Source organism: Priestia sp. P5_B4 (genome assembly GCF_056400385.1).
In genome coordinates this window covers 22028-45097 of sequence record NZ_JBFULJ010000003.1, presented here as the reverse complement: position 1 = coordinate 45097, position 23070 = coordinate 22028, and the positions used below count along the sequence as shown (strand labels likewise).

The following is a 23070-nucleotide window of genomic DNA, read 5'->3' as shown; positions in this document are numbered from 1 at the left end:
AAAAACGCCTCCTTATAACTAATAATTCTTATGGATATAGTATGTTTTTAGCTATCGTTTGTTCTTCATTTACAAATATTTTAAGCTTTTAACCTTCTATTTGCTATACTATAGTAATGAGGTAAGGAGGTCGTAAGATGAATTTTGAATTTGAAATGATTGAAGATAAAATAGAATTTTTTGAAGCGCCTGATGTTAAAATGCTTGAGAAACAAATTGCGGAAAAAATTGATCAAAATAAAGCGATTTTGCTTGAGGTTCATAGCGTATCTCATCAAATGTCTGTGGACTATGAACAAGGTAAAAAACTGTACTCTGCGGTTGTTCATTTCAAATTAAAAAAGCAGCGCTAGCGCGCTGCTTTTCTTATTGAAGCTTATCCACTACTGCGGGCTTCCAGCCTTCTCCATCTACCCATTCAATTTGAACGCGGTATTTTGTTGATGAGTTGCCTTTAGGACTAACCGTAGCTACCGCTTTACCTACGCCACCGTTATTCCCTAAACGCCATACGGTCATATTGCTTGGGCTAATGCCTGACCCTTCGCCTACAGCTTTTAGCATTTCGTTCCAATCCGTTGATCCTTTTTTATAAGTTGCTGCAGGTGCATCTTGTGACGTACCTACTGAATCCCATGAAGGATCTACCTTGCGTTCTGCCACGCCAGGCTCTGGATTTTTCTCTACTTCAGCCTGTGAATCTGAATCATTTGATTCTTCATCTGTTGCTTGATCATCTTCAGAGCTTTGGTCATCTTCAGAACTTTGATCGTCCGTTGCTTGATCATCTGTTGCTTGATCATCTTTCGAAGAATCATCGTCTTTTTTAGCCGTCTTGTCCGTTTTTTGGTCATTTGTTTGCGGATTGTTTTGAGTTGTTTCCGCTTGGTTATCCGATTTATCCTTGTTTCCAAGAATCATCGTACCACCGACAAATACAATTAAAACTGCTACGACAGCAATTAACAGATTATATAATCGGTTTACTTTTTTTTCTTTGTTTTCGTGTCTTGAAGAACGATTGTTATTCATTGCTACAATTTCCTCCAACTTTTATAATGCTTTATTCTAACATGTGTTTTCTTATACATGAAGCATCAAAATTTATTTGAAGTATATTTGTAATATTTTTTACAAATTCTTCTTGTTTTAACGTGTATTTAAGTCATACATCCCTTTAACAATATCATAAAATACGCTGTTTGTGGGAGATATCGCACTTTTTGTATTTAAATCCACTACTACCATTGCATATTTTGGATCATCTGCAGGAAAGTAACCCGCAAACCATTTATTGACGATATCTTCTTTCACATTGATTTCAGCAGTTCCTGACTTTCCTGCCACTTCATAAGGAAGCGTTTGAAATCTTCTTCCTGTTCCTTTTTCGCTCTGTACGACACCTTTTAAAAGCTGTTGCATAGAAGCAGCTGTGGCTTTATTAATGCTATCTCCTTTTAACCCGTGCTCTTTAAACGTATACAATGACGTGTTGTTTTTATACTCTAGCGCATCTACAGCTTTTACCTGTTTCTTTTCTCCTCCGCGTGCAATTGTCGCCATCATATTTGCTACTGCAAGCGGAGTCACTTTTACATCAAGCTGTCCAATTGCCGTTTGAGCTACAGCATTTGGTACTTTCTTTTCTCTTTCATTTGTCCAAATTCTTCCCGATTTTTCTCCTAAAAACTGCTTAAAATGTTCAAAGTGAAACACATCACCCGTCCATCCTACAGGCTGAATAAGCCCTAACTTATCGGCATATTGTTCAAGGATATTCGGATTAGATATTATCATTTCTTTTGCTAGCTGTGCAAACGTTGCATTACAACTTTGCGCGAAGCTTTCTTCAAACGTCAGCTGCCCTTTTTGATGATCTTCTTCTACATTATTGCCATAAATACTTTTATCGCAGTTATAGGTAAAAGAAGGCTGAATTTTATTTTGTTCAAGCGCTGCAGCTGCTGTTACGGTTTTAAATATAGATCCAGGAGTTTGTGGCGTCAGCAAACGATTTTCTACGCTGTCTGAACCATTTTGCTTTTTAAATGGATCTTTCTTATTAATCGAAGGCCTGCTGGCCATCGCAATTACTTTATTGTTTTTTATATCAATTAAGACGGCTCCTCCGTCTTTTAACTTATAATGATTTAATGTATTCTCTACTAGCTCCTGAGCAGACAAATCAAGCGTCGTACGCACACTGACTGGATAATACGGGTTAGCTGTGCCCGTGTATTTTACATCGATGCCAAACATAGGCCCACCTAGGCGATCAACATGATAAAGGAGCTTAGACTCCTGTTCCGGCAGCAAAAACTCGTCAAAAGCCCTCTGCATCCCTGAGATACCTACAGGCGTAGTTGATTTAATTGCTCCATTTTTTAATTTGTCACTATACTTCTCTTCAATTATTTGTTTGCTTTGTGCCTCTAGTCCGATTAAATGTTCAGCAAGAGGAACTGGACGCTCATCTTTTAGAGGAATTCCAAATACGCCAGGTACCTTTAATGCATTTATTTTTTCGACTTGTGCATGGGATAATTCTTTTGTAATAACAACCGGTGTTTTAGCATTCGCTAGTCTGTTCGTTAGTTCCTTTGGTTGCATTCCCACGATTTCACTTACTTGCTGAACAGGCCACTTCATTTTTTCTAAAAACGGAAACAGGACTAAGCGATTATGGGTGATAGATGTTAAAGACTGTCCATTTTTATCTTCAAATTTTCCTCGCCCGTCATCTACCACCATTTCCTGCGTACGCTGTTTTACGCTTCCTTCAATTAAGTTAATCTTTTTGTCAGTAAAAGATTCTGTGCTGACAAGCTGAAGTTGAACAAGCCGTGCTCCCAGTCYACTAATTAATAATAAAATAAAAATAAGAGTAATATAAATTCGCTTGTGAATTATTTTCATGACTACACCTCACTCTTTACAAGTGTCGACGTTGCCATTACTTTTAAAACCATTATCTTAAGAAATATTCATTCTTTTTTTCGTTTCACAAAAAAACTTGCTGATTCAGCAAGTTTTTATTATTAATTTTCTGTTAAAAATTGTTGAGTTGTTCTTAGCTTTCCTATTTTCGGAAAGATGTAAGAAAGAGTTGCTTCATGCTCTTCTTTTGTAAATGTCGCCATGGCATCCGTGATAAAAATTTGGTTATACCCATACTGAAATGCTTCACGAGCTGTGCTTTCCACACCAATATTTGTTGCAATTCCGCAAAGGACAATTGTATCAATTCCTCTTCGGCGAAGCTGAAGGTCTAAATCTGTCCCAAAAAAGGCTCCCCACTGACGTTTTGTCACAATATAATCATTCTCTTGAACATTAAGTCTTGGATCGAATTCCGCCCAGTCTGCAGGTCTTTCTTGAGGAGCAGATGGCTTTTGATCCGTTTCTGGCGTCAACGCATCTTTTCCATCTTGAAAATCTACTCGTACAAAACTAATAAATCCATTTTGTTCGCGGAAACGATTCACAAGCTGAACAGATTTCTCCACAATTTCGTCTCCTCCAATTGGAACAATCCCTTTTTGTAAATCAATTAAAACAAGCGCTGTTTTAGCAAAATCGATATCTTTCATTTTCATCTTTCCTTTCTTACATATCTTTTCTATTCTCTCCGCTTTTTAAAATCATATAAAAAAAGCTGACGCGTGTCAGCTTTTTTACTTACGAGCATTCAGTAGAACGCTTCCAACCAAATGTTTTACTTAACAGATACAATTTTCACTGACATATCTCCACCAGGAGTTTGAACAGTTACTTGATCTCCAATTTGTTTGCCCATTAGACTTTTAGCAATTGGCGAATCATTTGAAATTTTCCCTTCAAACGGATCTGCTTCTGCACTACCTACAATTGTATACGTTTCTTCGTCACCATCTGGCAGCTCTACAAATGTTACAGATTTACCTAATGATACAATAGAAGAGTTTTCTACATCTTCTTCAATAATTTTCGCATTGCGAATCATATTTTCAAGCGTCGTAATACGGCCTTCTACGAAAGCCTGCTCGTCTTTTGCAGAATCGTACTCAGAGTTCTCCGATAAATCTCCGAAACTGCGGGCAATTTTGATACGCTCTACAACTTCTTTACGTTTTACTGTTTTTAAATATTCTAGCTCTTGCTCTAGCTTTAGCTTTCCTTCTTCTGTCATTGGAAATACTTTTTCTTGTGCCATAATCCCTTCACTCCTTCTTGAACTCAAAATCTCTAGTGTATACAGTCCATTTCTGTATGTACAAAAAATTTTCCACTCTGTGGAAAAATCAGTTAATAGAGAAATGACAGCTTCAAAACAGAAGCTGCTCGTTTCTCTATTCTTTATAATGTTTGTGTTTAGTTAGCAGAATATGTCTGCATTGTCTTCAAAAAAATTCCTGCATCTATGCTATGTTATTATAAAATGGCATTTTGTTCAAGAATTGTTTGAATTTTAGTGACCATCAAGTCAATCGCTACGTGGTTTTGACCGCCTTCAGGAATGATAATATCTGCATAACGTTTTGTTGGTTCAACAAACTGATTATGCATCGGGCGAACGACAGATACGTATTGATCAACAACTGACTCAAGCGTACGCTCTCGTTCTTTAATATCACGAAGCATACGACGAATGATACGAAGATCCGCATCTGTATCTACGTATAGCTTGATATCCATTAAATTACGCAAGCGCTGATCTTCTAGTACAAGAATACCTTCTAAGATAATAACATCTTTTGGTTCTTCTCTAATTACCTTTTCAGAGCGCGTATGAATTGCGTAATCATATACCGGTTTGTCAATGCTCTCATAATTTAATAAGTTTTGCAAGTGTTCAATCAGCAAATCATTATCAAATGCTAAAGGATGATCGTAGTTTGTTTGCAAACGCTGTTCAAACGGCACATCGCTTTGATCTTTATAATAATAGTCTTGCTCAAGAAGCATAATAGAATGCCCTTTAAAATATTCATAAATAGCTTTGGTTACAGTTGTTTTACCAGAACCGGATCCACCAGCGATACCGATTACAACGGGCTTTTTCCCCATTTTATATTTAAATCCCCTTTCGCATCATGTTATATGAAAATAGAGGTTGATCCACTTTAAATTTCACAATTTGCAGCGGATGACGCGCAGCATCTAGTTCATTGCCATCTTCGTCCCAAATTTTATCTATTTTTTGCGTAAAGTTTTTAATTTCCGGACCGAAAAATTCCACTTCTTCTCCCGGTTTAAAATAGTTACGCTGTTGCAATGTCACGATGCTTGTTTCTTCATCATAATTCAATACTAAACCAGCAAAATCAAATTTTGTTTTCTTGCCGTGTACGCCAAACATTTGCTCATCTACTCCAGGAACTCCTTCAAAAAAGGCAGGAGCCGTATCGCGGTTTGCACATTTGTCTAGCTCATCAAGCCATTCTTTTTGAATCACAAAATTCTCAGGATCTGCACAGTATGCGTCAATCACCTTGCGATACACGCTCACCACTGTTGCGATATAGTGAATCGACTTCATACGTCCTTCAATTTTTAAGCTATCAATACCCAGCTCAATCATTTGAGGGATAGATTGAATTAAATTTAAGTCTTTTGGACTCATTGCAAACGGATCGTCTTGCTCATCAAATAAAGCCGTTTCCGTTTTACCGTCTTCTACTTTAAATAAATCATAGTCCCAACGGCATGATTGACAGCAGCCTCCGCGGTTTGAATCACGCGCTGTCATATGGTTACTTAGGACGCAGCGGCCTGAATAGGCAATACACATCGCTCCGTGAATAAAAGCTTCAATTTCAATATCCACTTTTTCTTTCATTTCGCGCATTTCTTCAGCACCCGTTTCACGAGCAAGTACAACACGTTCTAATCCTTCTTCTTTCCAGAACTGAACGGCTTTCCAGTTTGAAAGTGATTGCTGCGTACTTAAATGTACTTCAAGCTTAGGTGCAACGCGTCGACAGGTTTCGATAATTAACGGATCAGCTACGATGATTCCAGAAACACCAGCGCGCTCTAATCCCATTAAATAATCTTCAAGTCCGTCCATATTTTCATTATGAGCAAAAATGTTTGTTGTAACATAAATACGTGCGCCGTATTTGTTTGCAAACTGAACACCTTCTGCCATTTCTTCAAATGTAAAGTTATCTGCATTTGAACGAAGGCCAAACTCTTTTCCTCCGATAAACACAGCATCTGCTCCATAGTGTACGGCAACTTTTAATTTTTCAAGGTTACCGGCTGGAGCTAACAACTCAGGCTTCTTAGTAATAACTCGTTTACCTTCTACTACAGTATCGATTTGAACAGCCATCGTTTGTACCTCCTTTGTTTATCTTTTTTTGCATGCTTTTTAATATACCGTTTCTTTAAAGAAAAACCCTGTGTCTAACGGACGGTTAATCGGCTGCAAGCTTTCAATTTCTTCTAACAAATCGTCTTTAACGTTTTCGTATTCTTCAYGGTCATCTACACATAAATCAATCGCTTGACGATATTTTTTTGTTACTTCTAAAATATATTGCGGTGACTTTAATACGCCGTCAATTTTGAATACATCTACTTCAGCATCAATCATTTCGGAAAGCTCATCGATAATGCACATATCATTTGGACTCATAATGTGCGTTCCATTTTCATCTTCGAAAATTGGATACTTATTGTTTCGCTCATTATCAAGTAAAAACATATCTTTTTCCACTTTACGATTTTCAATTTCCATGACTTTTCCTTGATACTCAAAGTAGTTGCCAAGAAGTGAACGTTTTGATTGGAACATGCACGTCATGCCATGCACCTGAACTTCAATTTCTACTTCGGCTTTTTCTTTGATATCAATGATGCTATCCATGCTTAGCTCACGAGCAAGAACTGCGCGCTTAGCTCCTTTACGCCCCCAGTAGTTACATGAATACCAGTTTGTGCCCGTTGTTTCAGTACTCCAGTGCATCTTCATTTCTGGAGCTGTTTCACGCACTGCCATCAATACAGCAGGATCTCCAAATACAATCGCATCCACGCTTGCTTCTTTTAAGAATAAAATATATTCATTTAGTTCGGCGATTTTATCATTGTGAAATAATCCGTTCATCGCTACGTAGACTTTTGCATTATGCTGATGAGAAATATTTACAGCTTCTACGATATCTTCACGTTTGAATTCACCTGCTAAACGCAAACCGTAGCGCTGTTCACCAACCATAATAGCTGTTGCTCCAGCTTGTAGTAATGATTCGATTTCTGAAACTGCAGTTGGTGTCACTAATAGTTCTGGTTTTTTCATTCTTGGTCACCTCTTTTAATACTAATCGCGATTCCGTCTCCAATAGGGAGAATAGTTGTATAATAATCGGGATGATTCATCAGCCACGTATTGTATGCCTGAATTTTTTTAATTAAGCTGCGGCGTCGACGTGTTTCTACTTCGGCCAAATCGGTCGCTACGTGACCTTTAAATAGTACGTTATCCGAAATAATCATTCCTTTAGAAGACAGCATCGGCTCATAATGTTCAAAAAAACGCTGATACTGACCTTTAGCTGCATCAATAAACACTGCATCATAAGGACCATGACTTTCAATCTCATCTCTAAGCTCTAGTGCATCTCCAAACAACGACACAATTTTATCTTGTTTTCCCGCCCGTTCAATAAATTCTTGCGCTTTTTGGTAACGCTCTTCATTTCGTTCTACCGTAACCACTCGTGCCTCTGGAAGCGCATGGGTCATTCGAATAGACGAATATGCAATCGCTGTTCCAATTTCTAATATATGTTTTGGCTGATGAAGACGAAGAATTTGCAATAGCGTTTCAACACCAATCAATTCCATAATCGGAACGTGATGTTCTTTTGCATAAGCTTCCATTTCTTCAATAAGCTCCTGGCGCTTAGGAATAAGCTTTTCCACATACTGCTCTACGTTTTGTAAAAGCAAAACACTTCCTCCGTTCTCAGAAGTACATTTTACATTATGTTTTCATAACGTTTTATTACTGCAAAATAGTAAGACAACTAGTCTATTATAAGTTTTTTTCGTTTTTACGTAAACCCGATATATTTTAACATAAAAGATGGGGAATGCGAAGTATCGCGATTCCCCAATTTTAAATTTCCACTTATTTTTCGGTATTTTGCTTTTCTTTACCTGTAATATGCTTGGCTTTTTCTTTGTTATGTTCTTCTAACGTTTTGGTAAAAATAACTTTTCCTTCAGGTGTGGCCAAGAAGTATAAATAATCTGTATTGGCTGGATGTAACGCAGCTTTGATTGACATCAAACCAGAGCTGGCAATTGGTCCTGGTGGCAACCCTTTTACTTTATACGTATTGTAAGGAGAGTCCACTTCTAAATGCTTATAGAACACGCGGTCTTTATGCTCTCCTAAGGCATATAAGACGGTTGGATCCGTTTGAAGCGGCATATTTTTTTCAAGGCGATTATAAAAGACGCTGGCAATTTTTTCTCGGTCGACTTTTGCAGTTGCTTCCTCTTCAATCAGAGAAGACATGGTTAACAATTTATGTGCACTGAATTTTTTCTTCTCCATTTGCCCACTGTACTGACCTAATACATTATTTGTTTTCCCTACCATTTTATCCAATATTTCATCTAACGACACATTTTTATCATAAAAATCATACGTAACGGGATATAAATAACCTTCTAGCGGATGTTTAATATCTTTTTGCATCACTTCATCCGTTACTAAATCTGGATATTTTTCTTTCATTTTATTGACGAATGCCTTATCGTCTAGCTTTTTCATGACTTCGTCTTTTGTAAACTTTGTATTTTTAGCAATGATATCAGCAATTTCGACAAGCTGACGTCCTTCTGGAATGGTGACACGAATATCCGGTTGTTTTGAAACCTCGCCTTTTTCCATTTTTTCAACCATTTCCCCTAAGCTCATGGAAGGAGAAAATAAATACGTTCCAGCTTGAAATCCAGACACATGGGTTAATTTTACGTAATAGCGAAATGCACTTTTACTTTTAATTAAATCTTCTTTTTGCAATACCGTACCAATCGATTGGACGGAAGAACCTTGTGGAATGGTCACATTTACTTTTTTACTGCTGTTTCGATCCACGGGCGTTAAGCGGGATTGAGCATAGAAAAATGCACCGCCAACTAGTAAAAGAAGTACGATAATTGTAATAAAAATAACTCGTTTTTTTCTTGAACGATTAGGTGGTAAAAATGTTTGTTGCGACAAGCAGCTTCCTGGTTAAATCTACTTCTGTAAAAGAAGATACAACCAGTTTCACCTCTTTTCTTCTTGATTTTTTATAAGTATGAACAGAGAGGAGACATGAGATTGCGATTCATTCGTATCGCCTATAGGTGTGAGATGGTATCGCTTCCTTAAACTCTCGCCTCTTCTAAAATTTTTCCATGATTTATGTTATTGTCTGCCCAAAGTCTAGTTTCATCCGTTCAAACAATGAATTCTTTTATTAAAATGCACTCTCACACGCAGGAATTATTATACTACAATTTATCTTATTTTTCGTCATTATCATACAATCTGCCCTAAGAATGCAAGGAAAAACCTTTTTATATCTAAAAAGAACAGCCGCTATGTAAAAAAAAGCTGATAACGATTGTCATCAGCTTTTTCACTATAATTATTCGCCTTCTTCGTCAAGGAATGTATTAACCATTTCCTCAACCATGTCCCACTCTTCTTCTGTTTCAATCGGTTGAAGCTCACCGTCTTGACCATCTTCACTTGGTGTGAAAGCAGATGCATGAATTTCAATTTCCTCTTCATCATCTTGGTCTGCTCCGATTGGATAGTAAATTACATATGATTTGTTATATTGATCAGAATCAAATGTGAATAAAATTTCGCATAGCTGCTCATTTCCATTCTCATCGACGATTGTAATTTTATTTTCTTCTACGCTCATGTTTGCACCTCATTTTATATTGTAAGCTCTTAGCTTAACTTTTTCTTCAGCGAAAAGCAAGCCGTTCAGTTATTTCACTTCCCTTTTACGTACAAAAGAATATGCAAAAGGGAAATTCATAACTTTTCAGCTGAGGCAAAGCCTGCTGCTTTTCTTACTGCTTGCTGTCTAAGTATCCTTGAAGAATCATAACAGCTGCCATTTTATCGATTACTTTTTTGCGTTTCTTGCGGCTTACATCGGCAGACAGCAGTACTCGCTCTGCTGCCATCGTCGACAAGCGCTCGTCCCACATCATCGTTTCAATGTTAAGTTTTTCTTTGACGTTGTCAGCAAACTCAATGCACGCTTCGCCTCGAGGGCCAATCGTACCATTCATATTTTTAGGAAGACCCACTACGATTTTCTCTACGGAATATTCGTCAATTAGTTGCTGTAAACGAGGATATGATTGCTCCATCTGCTCATCTGCAATTTTAATTGTTTCAATTCCTTGCGCTGTCCATCCCATTTCATCACTAACTGCCACACCAATTGTTTTGGTTCCTACATCTAATCCTAATACGCGCATTTATGAATCCTTTCGATGCTGTTGTAAATAAGATTTAACAAGTTCTTCAATGAGCTCGTCTCGCTCTAACTGGCGAATTGTGTTTCTCGCATCGTTATGACGAGGAATGTAAGCAGGGTCTCCTGATAACAAATACCCAACGATTTGGTTGATCGGGTTGTAGCCTTTTTCTTGCAGTGCGTCATAAACCGTAAACAATACTTCATGTACGTTTGTTTCAGCTGGCTCATCTTGAAAATTAAATTGCATGGTTTTATCAAATGAACTCACGGTCCCACCTCACTCTCTTAATTTGTGAACACATTGTGCACTATGCTAAGTCTTATTTATATTGTACACCAAGAAAGAGGAGAATTAAACGGATTTAACCCATTCTTCTACAGTGCCAAGTGCTTTTTCAATTTGGCTAGCGTCTTTTCCTCCAGCTTGCGCCATGTCAGGGCGTCCGCCTCCGCCTCCGCCGCAAATCGTCGCTACTTCTTTAACAAGTTTGCCTGCATGATGGCCCTTAGCAATTAAATCTTTTGTTACACCTGCAATAATATTTACCTTTTCACCTTGTGGAGAAGCTAATACGATCACAGCGGATTCTAATTTTTGTTTTAAATCGTCAACCATTGCGCGAAGGTTATTCATATCCGTTGCATTCACTTTCGCTGCTAGTACATTCACACCATTAATGTTTTGCACGCGGTCAACGAGATTGCCAGCTTCAATATTGCCAAGCTTTGTAGATAGTGAATCATTTTCACGCTGAAGGTTACGAATTTCTTCTAGTAATCCTTCAACTCGCCCTACTAAATCACGCGGGTTGGATTTTACTTTTGCCGCAGCTTCTTTTAGTAAGCCTACTTGATCGTTCATTAACTGATAGGCAGCTTTTCCAGTTACAGCTTCAATGCGTCGAGTACCTGCACCGATTCCCGATTCTGATACAATTTTAAATAAACCGATAACAGACGTATTTGGCACGTGACATCCACCACATAATTCTAAGCTGTAGTCGCCTACTTGTACTACGCGCACGATATCTCCGTATTTCTCACCAAATAGCGCCATTGCACCCATCGCTTTTGCTTCGTCAATTGCTTTGTTTTCAATTTGTACAGAGATGCTGTCCCAAATCTTTTCATTAACGATTTGTTCAATTTTTTCGAGCTCTTCTTGTGTCACTTGACCAAAGTGAGAGAAGTCAAAGCGCAAGCGATCCGCTGTTACTAAAGAACCCGCTTGATTAACATGCGTTCCTAACGTATCTTTTAATGCTTGATGCAATAAATGCGTTGCCGTATGGTTTTTCACAATCGCACTGCGGTTTTCTTCATCAAGCGTCGCCGTATATGTTTCACCTTTTACAAGCTCACCGTTTGTTACAGCTACCGTTTGGACATTTTGGCCGTTTGGCGCTTTTTGAACGTCTTTTACTTGCGCTGTTCCTGCAGCACTTTGGATCGTACCTTGGTCCGCAATTTGACCGCCGCTTTCTGCATAGAATGGCGTGTGGCTTAAGATGACTTGCGCTTCTGTTCCAGCTTCAGCGCGGTCAACAAGCTCACCGTCTACAATAATTGCTTCAACAACTGTTTCTACTTCATTTTTATCATAGCCAACAAACTCACTTGCAACGGTTACTTCACCAAGTACGCCGCCTTGAACTTGCATAGAACTAGAATCTTGACGAGCAGCACGCGCACGCTCACGCTGTGCTTCCATTTCACGTTCAAAACCTGCATGATCAATTTTCATGTTCTCATCTTCTGCATATTCTTCCGTTAATTCAACAGGGAATCCATACGTGTCATATAAACGGAAAACATCTTCGCCTTGTACCGTATCACTGTTTTGCGCTTTTTCTTTTTTAATAACGGTTGCCAAAATAGCTAGTCCGTCATTTAACGTTTCGTGAAAACGCTCTTCTTCATTTTTTACTACGCGCTGGATAAAATCCGTTTTTTCCTTTACTTCCGGATAGAAATCAACCATGATTTCACCTACTACCGGCACTAGCTCGTACATGAACGGACGATTAATGTTTAACTTTTTAGCATAGCGAACTGCTCGGCGTAACAAACGGCGCAGCACATACCCACGGCCTTCATTTGAAGGAAGCGCACCATCACCTACAGCAAATGTTACCGTACGAATATGGTCAGCAATGACTTTAAATGCCGTATCTTGCTCATCATTTGTACGATATTTAGCGCCTGAAATGTTTTCTGTTGCTTCAATAATTGGCATAAACAAATCTGTATCAAAGTTTGTTTGCACGTCTTGAATAACAGAAACCATACGCTCTAAGCCCATTCCCGTATCGATGTTTTTCTTTGGAAGCGGCGTGTACGTGCCATCAGGATTGTGATTAAATTGAGAAAATACAAGGTTCCAAATTTCTAAATAGCGCTCATTTTCTCCACCTGGATATAATTCGGGATCAGTTAGGTCATTTCCATATGCTTCTCCGCGATCATAAAAGATCTCTGTATTTGGACCACTCGGACCTTCTCCGATATCCCAAAAATTACCTTCTAAACGAATGATGCGCTCTTTAGGCACGCCCATTTTTTCATTCCAAATCTTAAATGCTTCTTCATCTTCAGGGTGAACTGTTACAGATAGCTTATCTGCGTCGAATCCAATCCATTTATCGCTCGTTAAGAATTCCCATGCCCATTGGATGGCTTCTTCTTTGAAATAATCACCGATAGAGAAATTGCCAAGCATTTCAAAAAACGTATGATGGCGAGCCGTTTTACCTACGTTTTCGATATCGTTTGTACGAATGGATTTTTGTGCGTTACAAATACGCGGATTTTGAGGAATAACACGACCATCAAAATATTTTTTTAATGTAGCTACTCCACTGTTAATCCATAATAAAGATGGATCTTCATGCGGAACTAAAGATGCGCTTGGTTCTACATCATGGCCTTTTTCTTTAAAGAAATCTAAATACATTTGACGAACTTGTGCTGACGTCAGTTTTTTCATGATTGGTCCTCCTTTAATACTCTTCTTATTTATAGACAAAAAAATGATGACATAAAAGCATCTATTTTCTCCGTGTACAAAAGCAATTGCTAGTTATTTGCACACAAAAAAACTCTCATCCCTGTAGCAGGGACGAGAGTTGAACTCGCGGTACCACCCTGATTATAAATGCCAAAAGCATTTATCACCTTCATAGCGTTAACGTTGCTGACACGGCAGGTTTTAGCCTGCACTCTGGACTAGCGTTCAGCTGCTCTTTGTTTAGCGCTTCTTTCAGCCAAGGAAGCCCTTCTCTAAAAACCAGTGTGCAACGTACTCGATCCATCATTGTGTTTAAAATATGTAGCGTTTTCTTATGGCGATATTATGACAAATTAACCGCTCTTTGTCAATGTTTGAGCGTATAAGAGCGGATATGCAAAATAGATATTTTAATGACTGCTAAAATTGGCACAGCCAAAATGAGGCCCAATACTCCTCCAAATTCTCCTCCTAAAAGGAGTGCAAGCATGATAAACAAAGGATGAATATGAAGACTCTTTCCTACGATAAGCGGAGACAGCACATTTCCCTCTAGAAACTGCAGCACAAAGATTATAATGACAATGGTAATAACCAACTTTATCGAGATTGTGGCTGCAATAATAGCCGCTGGAACTGCACCAATAATCGGGCCAAAATAAGGAATGATATTCGTTACACCAATAATGAAGCCTAAAAGAAGTGCATAAGGTACATGAAAGAACCACAGTGCTGCCGTGGCAATCACACCAATAATGAGACAAACAAAAAACTGCCCTCTAATATAATTGCCGAGCGATTCATTCACATCCGATAAAAAACGTTCGCCTGGTTTGTGCCACTTTTTAGGCGTGACATAAGCCGTTGCTTTCTTAATAGAGGAAAAATCCTTCAGCATATAAAAAACAATAAATGGAATAATGATTAAAATTAAAAAAGAGGTAATCAATGACTTTAATCCTTCGGCCACTTTTGTAAGCCACACGTTGAGCGTAGCCTCTACATCATCAATGCTGCCTTCAATTTTCTCATGTACACCGTTTGGAAGTGAAGTTGTACGATCATGAATCGATTCTACCCAATGTCTATATGTATTCGTAAAATGAGGCAGCTGTTCATTTAAATCTTTTACTTGTTCCACAAAAATAGGGTACGACTTATAGGCTCCAAACCCAATTCCTCCAAAAAAGATGATGTAGATCAGTAAAATAGCTAGAGGACGAGGCACGCCTTTATCATGCGTTTTTTCAATAAGCGGATGAAGTAAATATGTAATGAATGCTGCAATAAAAAAAGGCAGCAGTGCTTTTAAAAACATGTAAATAACAGGAAGCCATAAAAACTGGACTTTAAAAAAGACTAATATGCACAGCAGCGCTAATAACAGCAGTCCGAATCTATAGAACCATTTGAATGAACTATCTTTCAACGTAAACTCCTCCTCTCTTCTATTTTTTGATAAAGAAAGGAGTTTATACATGCTGTTGTCTCTTCTGCCTGCAAAAAAGCACTATTGCAGCTCAGTGCAATAGTGCTTTTTTTATTAGTGAATAGCTTTCATCATACGTTTACGCATTTTTTTCATATTTCTTTTTGTAAACATCTCTCGATCATCTGCCATTTTAAATGCATAAGCTCCAAGACCGAAAGCGACTACTGACGGAATGATTCTGCCCATTGCTCTTCCTCCCGGTAAAAAAGAATTAGAAATTAATTGTGCGCTCGTCGTCTGAGAACAAATCATCAAGCGAGCTCAATGTTCCATCTTCTTCTACTTGGTGAGTATTAATTTGTCCTTTTGAAATAGTCATTTCAATAAAACAATTCCAACAGTAATACTGATTTACACCAATTTTGCCAACGTCAATACTTTTACAGTTTGGACATTTAAACAAAGTCGACACCTCTTTATACGTTCTACTTATATAAACGCATTATGTCCACTTCTTTCCATGTCCATACTTTATTTTCTGACAATTAGCAAAGAAGGATGGCAACAAAGGAGTTTATTTAACTCTTTGTTAGCATACGAAAGGTTACATGAAATCATACGGCGTAACGTTTTCCATCCCAATATTTGCATCTTTCATAAATGGAATTTCGGGATCTTCTATGTCGTTATCCAAGCTTTCTCGAAGCAACGGCTGTAAATTCGTTTGGCGAACGCTGTCTTCATTTCGGCTAACTCCCAGCTGAAACGCTTCGTCTTCTCCGCATAAAATTAAAAACTGTTTGCTTCGCGTAACGGCGGTATAAAGTAAATTACGTCGCAGCATCCGGTAATAGCTTTTAACAATTGGAAGCACAACAATTGGAAATTCACTTCCCTGTGATTTATGAATGGAACAGCAGTATGCATGAGTTATTTGATTAAAGTCTTGCTTTGTGTAAGTTACTTCATTTCCTTCATATGAAATAACCAGCATATCCTGTTTTTCCGTATTTTCTTTGGCAAAGAAAACCGAGACGATTTCTCCCATATCTCCGTTAAATACGTTGCTATCCGGCTGATTTACAAGCTGCAGCACTTTATCTCCGACTCGGTACGTAATATCTCCGTGCTTAAGCTCTCTTCTTTGTTCAGAAGCCGGGTTGAATAATTCCTGAAGAACTTCATTCAGCTTATCAATACCTGCAGGACCTTTATACATAGGAGCTAAAACTTGAATATCTTTAGCCGTATAGCCTTTTTTTAACGCATTCCCGCAAACTTGTTGCACGACGTTCGTGATGTGCTGTCCTTGACAACGAATAAAAGAACGATCTCCTTGCTGCCTTGATAAGTCTTCCGGAAGCTTTCCTTTTTTTATTTCATGAGCCAAATCAATAATTGACGATCCTTCCGCTTGCCGGTATACATCTGTCAGACGGACGGTAGGAACTACTTCTGAACTCAGTAAATCTTTTAACACCTGTCCCGGACCTACTGAAGGAAGCTGGTCTTCGTCTCCAACTAAAATAACCTGTAAATTAGCAGGAAGAGATTTAAAAAGCTGATGAGCAAGCCACAAATCTACCATTGATACTTCATCCACAATCAGTAATTTTCCGTCAATTGGATTTTCCTCATTATGATCAAATCCTTCTTGTCCGTTCCATTTTAATAATCTGTGAATGGTAACTGCCGGAAGTCCCGTCGCTTCGCTCATTCGTTTAGCAGCGCGTCCAGTAGGTGCCACAAGTAAAACAGGAAAAGCTTCATCTTTTTTATAATCCCCTGGATTTAACGAACATCCGTGAAGTTCTGCATAGAGTTCGACTATTCCTTTAATAACCGTTGTTTTCCCAGTACCTGGTCCACCCGTTAAGAGAAGCATCGGAGACATTAAAGCGGTTTGTATGCCCTTGCGCTGGGAAGGTGCATATTGCACGTCTAATMGCTCTTCTAGTTCACCCAGTGCCAATAAGAATTCTGATTCTGGAAACTGCTCTTCGTACTGTGTTTGAGCCATAATTTTTTGAATAGCTTTAACCAGCCCTTTTTCAGCATAGAAAAGGGGAGGAAAATAAATTTTTTCGTCTTGAATGATAAGCTTTTTGTCTGCTTTTAATGCGTCCACTTCTCTTGTAAGATCCATTTCAGACAGGTTCTCATGCCTGCTTTTTCGAAGAAGCTCTGCTGTTTTTCCATACAGCTGATCTGCCGTGACGTATACATGTCCCATTTGATTGCATTCTTGCTCAATGACATATAAAATACCTGCACGCAAACGATCAGGATGATTGGTTGCCATACCAAGCCTCTTTCCGAGTTCATCGGCCCTGCTAAAGCCAATACCTTGAATATCTTCTACGAGCTGATAAGGATTATTTTGAACAATTTCAAGCGCTTCTTGTTTGTACGCTTGGAAAATCTTCATCGAAAGCTGCGGTCCAAACCCAAGGTCTGTCAGCTTTACCATTACTTCTTCTAACCCTTGATGTTCACGAAGCTGCGTGACTAAAGCTTCTGCCTTGTCGGCTGAAAGCCTCGGAACCTCTTTTAGCACAGACTCATTTTGCAAAATACGAAAAATAGCGCGTTCTCCTAGAGCGTCCACAATGTTTTCAGCAGTTTTTTTACCGATTCCGTGAAATAAATCGCTAGACAGGTACTGAACAACCCCTTGCCTTGATTGCGGAAGTTCTTTTTTAAACTGTTCAACATGAAACTGCAGACCAAACTTTGGATGCTCTTTGAAGTCTCCGTAAAACGTGTATACTTCATCTTCATTCAGCTTAGGAAAATAGCCTGTAACGACCGTTTCTTTATCTTCAATCTCTAAATTTGTTTTTTTGATCCGTATCCGCGTAACGTTATATAAGTTTTCTTCGTTATGAAAGACCGTTACAATCGACGTGCCGCTTATATAATGACGTTCTGGCTGTGAAGGGTTCACTTGTTCTTCGTTCATGTTATCCTTCCTTTACCCGCTTTCTTAATGTTCTAATGTAGACAGAACTTGTTTGGCATTTGCTGCCATTACGTGATCTGGCTGCACGTTTAAAGCTTCATCTAACATCTCAATCGCCTTGTCTTTGTCATCTTTCATAGCATACGCTACGCCTAAATTATAAAAAGCATCGGCGTGTTCTGGCTCTTGATTGACTACCTTAAGAAATTCAGCAATCGCTTCATCTACCATTTCGAGCTGTGCTAAACAAAGACCGTACTGAAATTTTGCTTCTACATCATGTTCGTTTAGTTCTACCGCCCGCTGAAGATAAGGCATCGCAAAACGAATTTCTTCCATATGAAACAGCGTTAAACCAAGCATAAAGTACGCATCGGATGAATCTAAGCCTTTTTTGATTGCTAAATCAAAGTAGTGCTTTGCCTGCTCAAGCTGCTCTGCATTAAAATAAATATTTCCTGCTCCGTAATACGCTGTTGCCGTTTCTTCATCTAATTCAATCGCACGTTCATAAAATTTCAAAGCACGATCCATCTCACTAACAGCCGCTAACAAATTGCCAAAGTTCACATACACAATTGGATCTTTTGGATTATCTTCAATTGCTTCTGAAAATGTTTTAGCAGCCTCTTCAAATYTCCCTTCCTGCATATACTGAATTCCTAGCTGATTTTTATCTGTCATTTTTTTCGTTCACTCCACTGTTTTAGTTATGATTTAAAAGATTTTCACATCATGAAAATCTACAATATGTAAGTTATTAGTTTACCCAATAAGTAAAGTATATCATAGAAAAACCTCAGCTATATACGGCCGAGGTTTTTCGTTCTTGCTTATATGAATTATACGTACCAGATTTGCTCTTCTTCTTGAAATACTTTGTCAATTGTTGCTCCGCCAAGACATTCATCGTCTTTGTAAAACACAACTGCTTGACCTGGCGTAATTGCGCGAACAGGTTCAGCAAAAATAACCTTAATTGTATTATCATCGACTTTTTCAACAGTTACTGCTGAATCAGTTTGACGATAGCGGAATTTTGCTGTGCACGTCATTGGTGACGACCAGTCACGTTCGCTTACCCAGCTGACATTGGTTGCTGTAAGAGATGTAGAATAAAGAAGCTCATTGTGAAAGCCTTGATCGACGTATAAAACATTTTTTTCTAAATCTTTTCCGACTACAAACCAAGGTTCACCGCTGCCTCCAATACCTAAACCGTGGCGTTGACCAATCGTGTAGTACATAAGACCGTCGTGCTTGCCTTTTACTTCGCCGTCAAGCGTTTGCATTACACCTGGCTGAGCAGGAAGATACTGACTTAAAAATTCTTTGAAGTTGCGTTCACCGATAAAGCAAATACCTGTGCTGTCTTTTTTCGTTGCTGTAGCAAGGCCTGCTTCTTTCGCAATTTCACGCACTTTTGATTTCTCAATTTCACCAATCGGGAACATTACTTTTGAAAGCTGATCTTGTCCTAATTGATTTAAAAAATACGTTTGATCTTTATTTCCATCTACGCCTCTAAGCATTTTATACTCCCCGTCGCGGTACGCAACGCGTGCATAATGTCCTGTCGCTAGATAATCTGCTCCTAGCGTCATTGCATGCTCTAAAAAGGCTTTGAATTTAATTTCTTTATTACACATTACATCAGGATTCGGTGTACGACCTGCTTTATATTCCTCTAAAAAGTAGGTAAATACTTTATCCCAATATTGTTTTTCAAAGTTGACTGCATAGTAGGGAATACCAATTTGATTACATACGCGAATAACATCGTTATAATCTTCAGTCGCAGTACAAACGCCGTTTTCATCCGTATCGTCCCAGTTTTTCATAAAGATTCCGATCACATCGTATCCTTGTTGTTTTAATAAAAGAGCTGCTACGGATGAATCAACGCCTCCGCTCATTCCGACTACTACACGTGTATCTTTAGGTGATTTTGTCAACTTCGCCACCTCCGTTTTCTTCATTTTAATTAAATTGTTCGCTAAAAAGCGAAAGAAACGACACAAACCATCAGTGAGGGATGAAGACCCTACTGATGGCTGCTATTTACATCGTTAGTCGCTTAACGATGTTTGCTGTTTGACGTGCGGTTTTTTCAATTTGCTCAGCTGAGTTTCCTAAGCCAAAGCTAAATCGAATAGAAGTTGTTAAACGTTCAGACCCTTTTCCAAACATAGCAACAAGCACATGAGAAGGATCGATTGCTCCCGCTGTGCAAGCTGAACCGCTCGATGCCGCAATTCCCGCTAAGTCTAAATTTACGAGCATCGATTCAACATTTGTTTTTGGAAATGATAAATTTAACACATGTGGCAGAGAATTTTCAAGATGTCCGTTAATTTCAAAGGAAATACCTTCTTCTTTCAACACAGCTACCATTATTTCTTTGTATCTTCTATATTCATCTGCACGTGTTTGCAGCGTTTGTTGCGAAATTTTCACAGCTTCTTCAAACCCGACAATACTTGTCATGTTCTCAGTTCCAGCTCGTCGTTTGCGCTCTTGTTCTCCTCCAAATAGCAAAGGAGACAGTGAAACGTGAGCAGCTGCATATAAAAAGCCCATCCCTTTTGGTCCGTTAATTTTATGAGCAGAAACGGATAAAAGATCGACACCTAATTGTTGCACATTTAACGGAATTAATCCATAAGCTTGCACTGCATCCGTGTGGAAATATGCTCCATGCTCTTTTAATAGAACTCCAATTTCTCCAATTGGCTGAATAGCACCTACTTCATTATTTCCAAACATCACCGACACAAGAATTGTTTGGTCGGTTAGGGCTGATTTTATTTCATCCACAGATACTTGTCCGTACTCATTAACTGGTAAGTAAGTCACTTCAAAGCCCTGTGTTTCTAAATATTCACACGTATGAAGCACAGCGTGGTGTTCAATTTGCGTGGTAATAATATGATTTCCTTTATGGCGGTTTGCAAGAGCTACTCCGATCAGTGCCATATTATCTGCTTCTGTCCCACCACTTGTAAAAATCAGTTCATTTTCGTGTGCTCCAATACTTGCTGCAATCGTTTGGCGAGCTTCGTCTAAATAGCGTCGACTTTCCCGTCCGTAGTGATGAATACTGGACGGATTTCCAAAGTACTCATGCATAAAAGTCGTCATTTTCTCAACGACTGCTGGATGTATTGGAGACGTTGCTGCATGATCAACATAAATACGTTCCAAAATAAACGCCTCCTAGCTCATTATTAAATATAAAACATATAAGACGCTTGATCATCATCAGAATGATTTGCTAAATCTTCAAGCGTTGTACTATCTAGCACTTCTTTAACCGCATCTCGAATACGAATCCACAGCTCGCGTTTTGCAGGCTCTTCATCTTCAATTCCTTCTACAGGACTAATAGGACCTTCTAAAACAGAAATAATATCACCAGAAGTAATGTTAGCAGGTTCATGTGCTAAGATGTAACCTCCATAAGCTCCGCGCACGCTTTTTACAAGCCCAGCGTTACGCAGCGGTGAAATAAGCTGCTCTAAATAATGTTCAGATAAGTCATGCGTTTGAGCAATAGTTTTAAGCGAGATAGGACCTTCGCCAAAGCGCTTAGCAAGCTCAATCATAATCGTTAAACCGTAGCGTCCTTTTGTTGAAATTTTCATACGATACACTCCTTCAATACACTTTTTTTATTTATGAAAAAAATAAGACCCTCACGTTGTCACTGAATGCTGTGATGAGTCGTTTTTTACTAAGCTATATGAACTTCTCTATATGCATTTCTTGCAAATGTAACTGTTGATATTATAACATACTATGCCTATAAGATAAATTTCCACCACCTATTCACCGCTTGTGATACAGTGAAAGAAAAGAAAGGAGAAAAACATGGCTACAAAACCTCTCGCATTTCGAATGCGTCCGACTCATTTAGATGACGTTATCGGACAGCAGCATTTAGTTGGCAAAGATAAAATGATTTATCGAATGGTAAAAGCAAATCACTTAAGCTCGATGATTTTATATGGACCTCCAGGCGTTGGAAAAACAACAATTGCCACGGCTATTGCAAAAACAACCAACACGGCGTTTCGTCAGTTGAATGCCGTTGTAAACAATAAAAAGGATATGGAAATTGTCGCCGAAGAAGCCAAAATGTCAGGCAAAGTAATTCTCCTGTTAGATGAAGTTCATCGCCTTGACAAAGCTAAGCAAGACTTTTTGCTTCCTTACTTAGAAAACGGCATGATCATTCTAATCGGAGCGACAACAAGCAATCCTTATCACGCAATTAATCCTGCTATTCGAAGCAGATGCCAAATCTTCGAATTAAAATCTCTTACGCCAGATGATATCAAAATGGCGCTAACAAGGGCGCTCAACGACTCATCAAACGGATTTGGGGATAGAAAAATCATCGTAGAAGATGACGCCATGAACCACTTTGCCAACAGCTGTAACGGTGACGTGCGCTCGGCTTTGAATGCTCTGGAACTGGCTGTTTTATCAACAGGTGAAAGCGATGGTAAAATCGTTATCACCTTACAAACGGCAGAAGAATGTCTGCAGCAAAAATATTTTTCACATGATAAAAATGGTGACGCTCACTATGATGTATTATCGGCTTTTCAAAAATCGATTCGCGGCAGCGACGTAAATGCCGCTCTTCATTATTTGGGACGGCTAATTGAAGCAGGAGACTTGATCAGCATCAATCGTCGCCTTTTAGTCATTGCCTATGAAGACATTGGACTAGCTGATCCGGATGCCGGCATGAGAACTCTCGCAGCTATTCAAGCAACTGAGCGATTAGGACTCCCAGAAGCACGTATCCCGCTTGCAAACGCCGTTATTGAGCTTTGTCTATCACCGAAGTCCAACGCTGCTTACAAAGCATTAGATGAAGCGATAAGCGATATTAAAAAAGGGCTTTCCGGCGACGTTCCCCCTCATTTGAAGGATGCTCATTACAAAGGAGCAGAGAACCTTGGCCGAGGCGTTGAATATCAATACCCGCATGATTTTGATAACGGATGGGTCCTTCAACAGTATTTACCGGATCGCATCAAAAACAAACAATATTTTCACCCTAAACAAAATGGACAAGAAAAATACTTTTCAAAAGTTTTCAATCGTTTAGAGACATTAAAAAAAGAAAATGGCTGAAACTGTTGCTCAGTTTCAAAGCCATTTT

At 38.8% G+C, this 23070-nt stretch carries 24 protein-coding genes; 2 read left to right on the top strand and 22 right to left on the bottom strand.

The window, feature by feature from the left end; genetic code table 11:
- The first annotated feature begins 137 nt into the window (after window positions 1–137).
- A complete protein-coding gene (locus AC1DRF_RS01080; RefSeq protein WP_013085082.1) occupies window positions 138–353 on the top strand; it encodes a DUF2536 family protein in 216 nt (71 codons plus the stop codon).
- Window positions 354–366: 13 nt separating this feature from the next.
- On the opposite strand, the gene AC1DRF_RS01075 is transcribed toward AC1DRF_RS01080, so the two are convergent.
- The 22 genes from AC1DRF_RS01075 to cymR all read right to left on the bottom strand — a co-directional run bounded on the left by AC1DRF_RS01075 (window position 367) and on the right by cymR (window position 21538).
- Complete coding sequence (locus AC1DRF_RS01075; RefSeq protein WP_013059276.1) at window positions 367–1032, bottom strand: YrrS family protein; 666 nt, start codon at window positions 1030–1032, stop codon at window positions 367–369.
- A gap of 117 nt (window positions 1033–1149) precedes the next feature.
- A complete protein-coding gene (locus tag AC1DRF_RS01070) occupies window positions 1150–2916 on the bottom strand; it encodes a peptidoglycan D,D-transpeptidase FtsI family protein (protein WP_477740248.1) in 1767 nt (588 codons plus the stop codon).
- Between the two features lie 122 nt (window positions 2917–3038).
- Window positions 3039–3596, bottom strand: coding sequence for an isochorismatase family protein (locus AC1DRF_RS01065; RefSeq protein ID WP_026106703.1), 558 nt, complete (start codon window positions 3594–3596; stop codon window positions 3039–3041).
- 119 nt (window positions 3597–3715) lie between these two features.
- The gene (greA, locus tag AC1DRF_RS01060) at window positions 3716–4192 is read right to left on the bottom strand and encodes a transcription elongation factor GreA (protein WP_013059279.1); all 477 of its coding nucleotides are present in this window, start codon (window positions 4190–4192) and stop codon (window positions 3716–3718) included.
- A gap of 218 nt (window positions 4193–4410) precedes the next feature.
- Window positions 4411–5046 (bottom strand): uridine kinase, encoded by a 636-nt coding sequence (udk, locus tag AC1DRF_RS01055; RefSeq protein WP_013059280.1) that lies wholly within the window; start codon window positions 5044–5046, stop codon window positions 4411–4413.
- Between the two features lie 7 nt (window positions 5047–5053).
- The gene (locus AC1DRF_RS01050) at window positions 5054–6316 is read right to left on the bottom strand and encodes a peptidase U32 family protein (protein ID WP_013059281.1); all 1263 of its coding nucleotides are present in this window, start codon (window positions 6314–6316) and stop codon (window positions 5054–5056) included.
- Between the two features lie 39 nt (window positions 6317–6355).
- Window positions 6356–7285: a peptidase U32 family protein gene (locus AC1DRF_RS01045; RefSeq protein ID WP_477740247.1), complete on the bottom strand. Its 930-nt coding sequence runs from the start codon at window positions 7283–7285 to the stop codon at window positions 6356–6358.
- Window positions 7282–7938, bottom strand: coding sequence for an O-methyltransferase (locus AC1DRF_RS01040; protein WP_098433344.1), 657 nt, complete (start codon window positions 7936–7938; stop codon window positions 7282–7284). The genes AC1DRF_RS01045 and AC1DRF_RS01040 overlap by 4 nt, the downstream gene beginning before the upstream one ends.
- 181 nt (window positions 7939–8119) lie before the next feature.
- Window positions 8120–9223, bottom strand: a complete 1104-nt coding sequence (gene mltG, locus AC1DRF_RS01035; RefSeq protein WP_097824620.1) for an endolytic transglycosylase MltG — start codon at window positions 9221–9223, stop codon at window positions 8120–8122.
- A gap of 412 nt (window positions 9224–9635) precedes the next feature.
- Window positions 9636–9920 (bottom strand): DUF1292 domain-containing protein, encoded by a 285-nt coding sequence (locus tag AC1DRF_RS01030; protein ID WP_013059285.1) that lies wholly within the window; start codon window positions 9918–9920, stop codon window positions 9636–9638.
- Window positions 9921–10074: 154 nt separating this feature from the next.
- Window positions 10075–10491, bottom strand: coding sequence for a Holliday junction resolvase RuvX (ruvX, locus tag AC1DRF_RS01025; protein WP_013059286.1), 417 nt, complete (start codon window positions 10489–10491; stop codon window positions 10075–10077).
- On the bottom strand, window positions 10492–10761 hold the full coding sequence (locus tag AC1DRF_RS01020) for an IreB family regulatory phosphoprotein (protein ID WP_013059287.1): 270 nt from the start codon (window positions 10759–10761) through the stop codon (window positions 10492–10494).
- An 84-nt stretch (window positions 10762–10845) separates the two neighbouring features.
- Window positions 10846–13479 (bottom strand): alanine--tRNA ligase, encoded by a 2634-nt coding sequence (gene alaS / locus AC1DRF_RS01015; protein ID WP_097824621.1) that lies wholly within the window; start codon window positions 13477–13479, stop codon window positions 10846–10848.
- A gap of 190 nt (window positions 13480–13669) precedes the next feature.
- A complete protein-coding gene (locus AC1DRF_RS01010) occupies window positions 13670–13804 on the bottom strand; it encodes a hypothetical protein (protein ID WP_255219740.1) in 135 nt (44 codons plus the stop codon).
- Window positions 13805–13867: 63 nt separating this feature from the next.
- Window positions 13868–14929, bottom strand: coding sequence for an AI-2E family transporter (locus AC1DRF_RS01005; RefSeq protein ID WP_013059290.1), 1062 nt, complete (start codon window positions 14927–14929; stop codon window positions 13868–13870).
- A 114-nt stretch (window positions 14930–15043) separates the two neighbouring features.
- The gene (locus AC1DRF_RS01000; protein WP_013059291.1) at window positions 15044–15178 is read right to left on the bottom strand and encodes a YrzQ family protein; all 135 of its coding nucleotides are present in this window, start codon (window positions 15176–15178) and stop codon (window positions 15044–15046) included.
- Window positions 15179–15203: 25 nt separating this feature from the next.
- The gene (locus AC1DRF_RS00995) at window positions 15204–15395 is read right to left on the bottom strand and encodes a hypothetical protein (RefSeq protein WP_013059292.1); all 192 of its coding nucleotides are present in this window, start codon (window positions 15393–15395) and stop codon (window positions 15204–15206) included.
- 141 nt (window positions 15396–15536) lie between these two features.
- Window positions 15537–17894, bottom strand: coding sequence for an SF1B family DNA helicase RecD2 (gene recD2 / locus AC1DRF_RS00990; protein WP_477740246.1), 2358 nt, complete (start codon window positions 17892–17894; stop codon window positions 15537–15539).
- 24 nt (window positions 17895–17918) lie between these two features.
- Window positions 17919–18578 (bottom strand): tetratricopeptide repeat protein, encoded by a 660-nt coding sequence (locus AC1DRF_RS00985; RefSeq protein WP_477740245.1) that lies wholly within the window; start codon window positions 18576–18578, stop codon window positions 17919–17921.
- A gap of 158 nt (window positions 18579–18736) precedes the next feature.
- Window positions 18737–19849 carry a tRNA 2-thiouridine(34) synthase MnmA gene (gene mnmA, locus AC1DRF_RS00980; protein WP_427075312.1) on the bottom strand — a complete coding sequence of 371 codons (1113 nt, stop codon included), beginning with the start codon at window positions 19847–19849 and terminating at the stop codon, window positions 18737–18739.
- Between the two features lie 106 nt (window positions 19850–19955).
- Window positions 19956–21098 carry a cysteine desulfurase family protein gene (locus tag AC1DRF_RS00975; protein WP_025750574.1) on the bottom strand — a complete coding sequence of 381 codons (1143 nt, stop codon included), beginning with the start codon at window positions 21096–21098 and terminating at the stop codon, window positions 19956–19958.
- 23 nt (window positions 21099–21121) lie between these two features.
- Window positions 21122–21538 (bottom strand): cysteine metabolism transcriptional regulator CymR, encoded by a 417-nt coding sequence (cymR, locus tag AC1DRF_RS00970; protein WP_013059297.1) that lies wholly within the window; start codon window positions 21536–21538, stop codon window positions 21122–21124.
- Between the two features lie 226 nt (window positions 21539–21764).
- Between cymR and AC1DRF_RS00965 the strand changes: the two genes are divergently transcribed.
- Entirely contained in the window at window positions 21765–23042 is a 1278-nt protein-coding gene (locus tag AC1DRF_RS00965) for a replication-associated recombination protein A (protein WP_013085092.1), read from the top strand.
- Window positions 23043–23070: the final 28 nt, after the last annotated feature.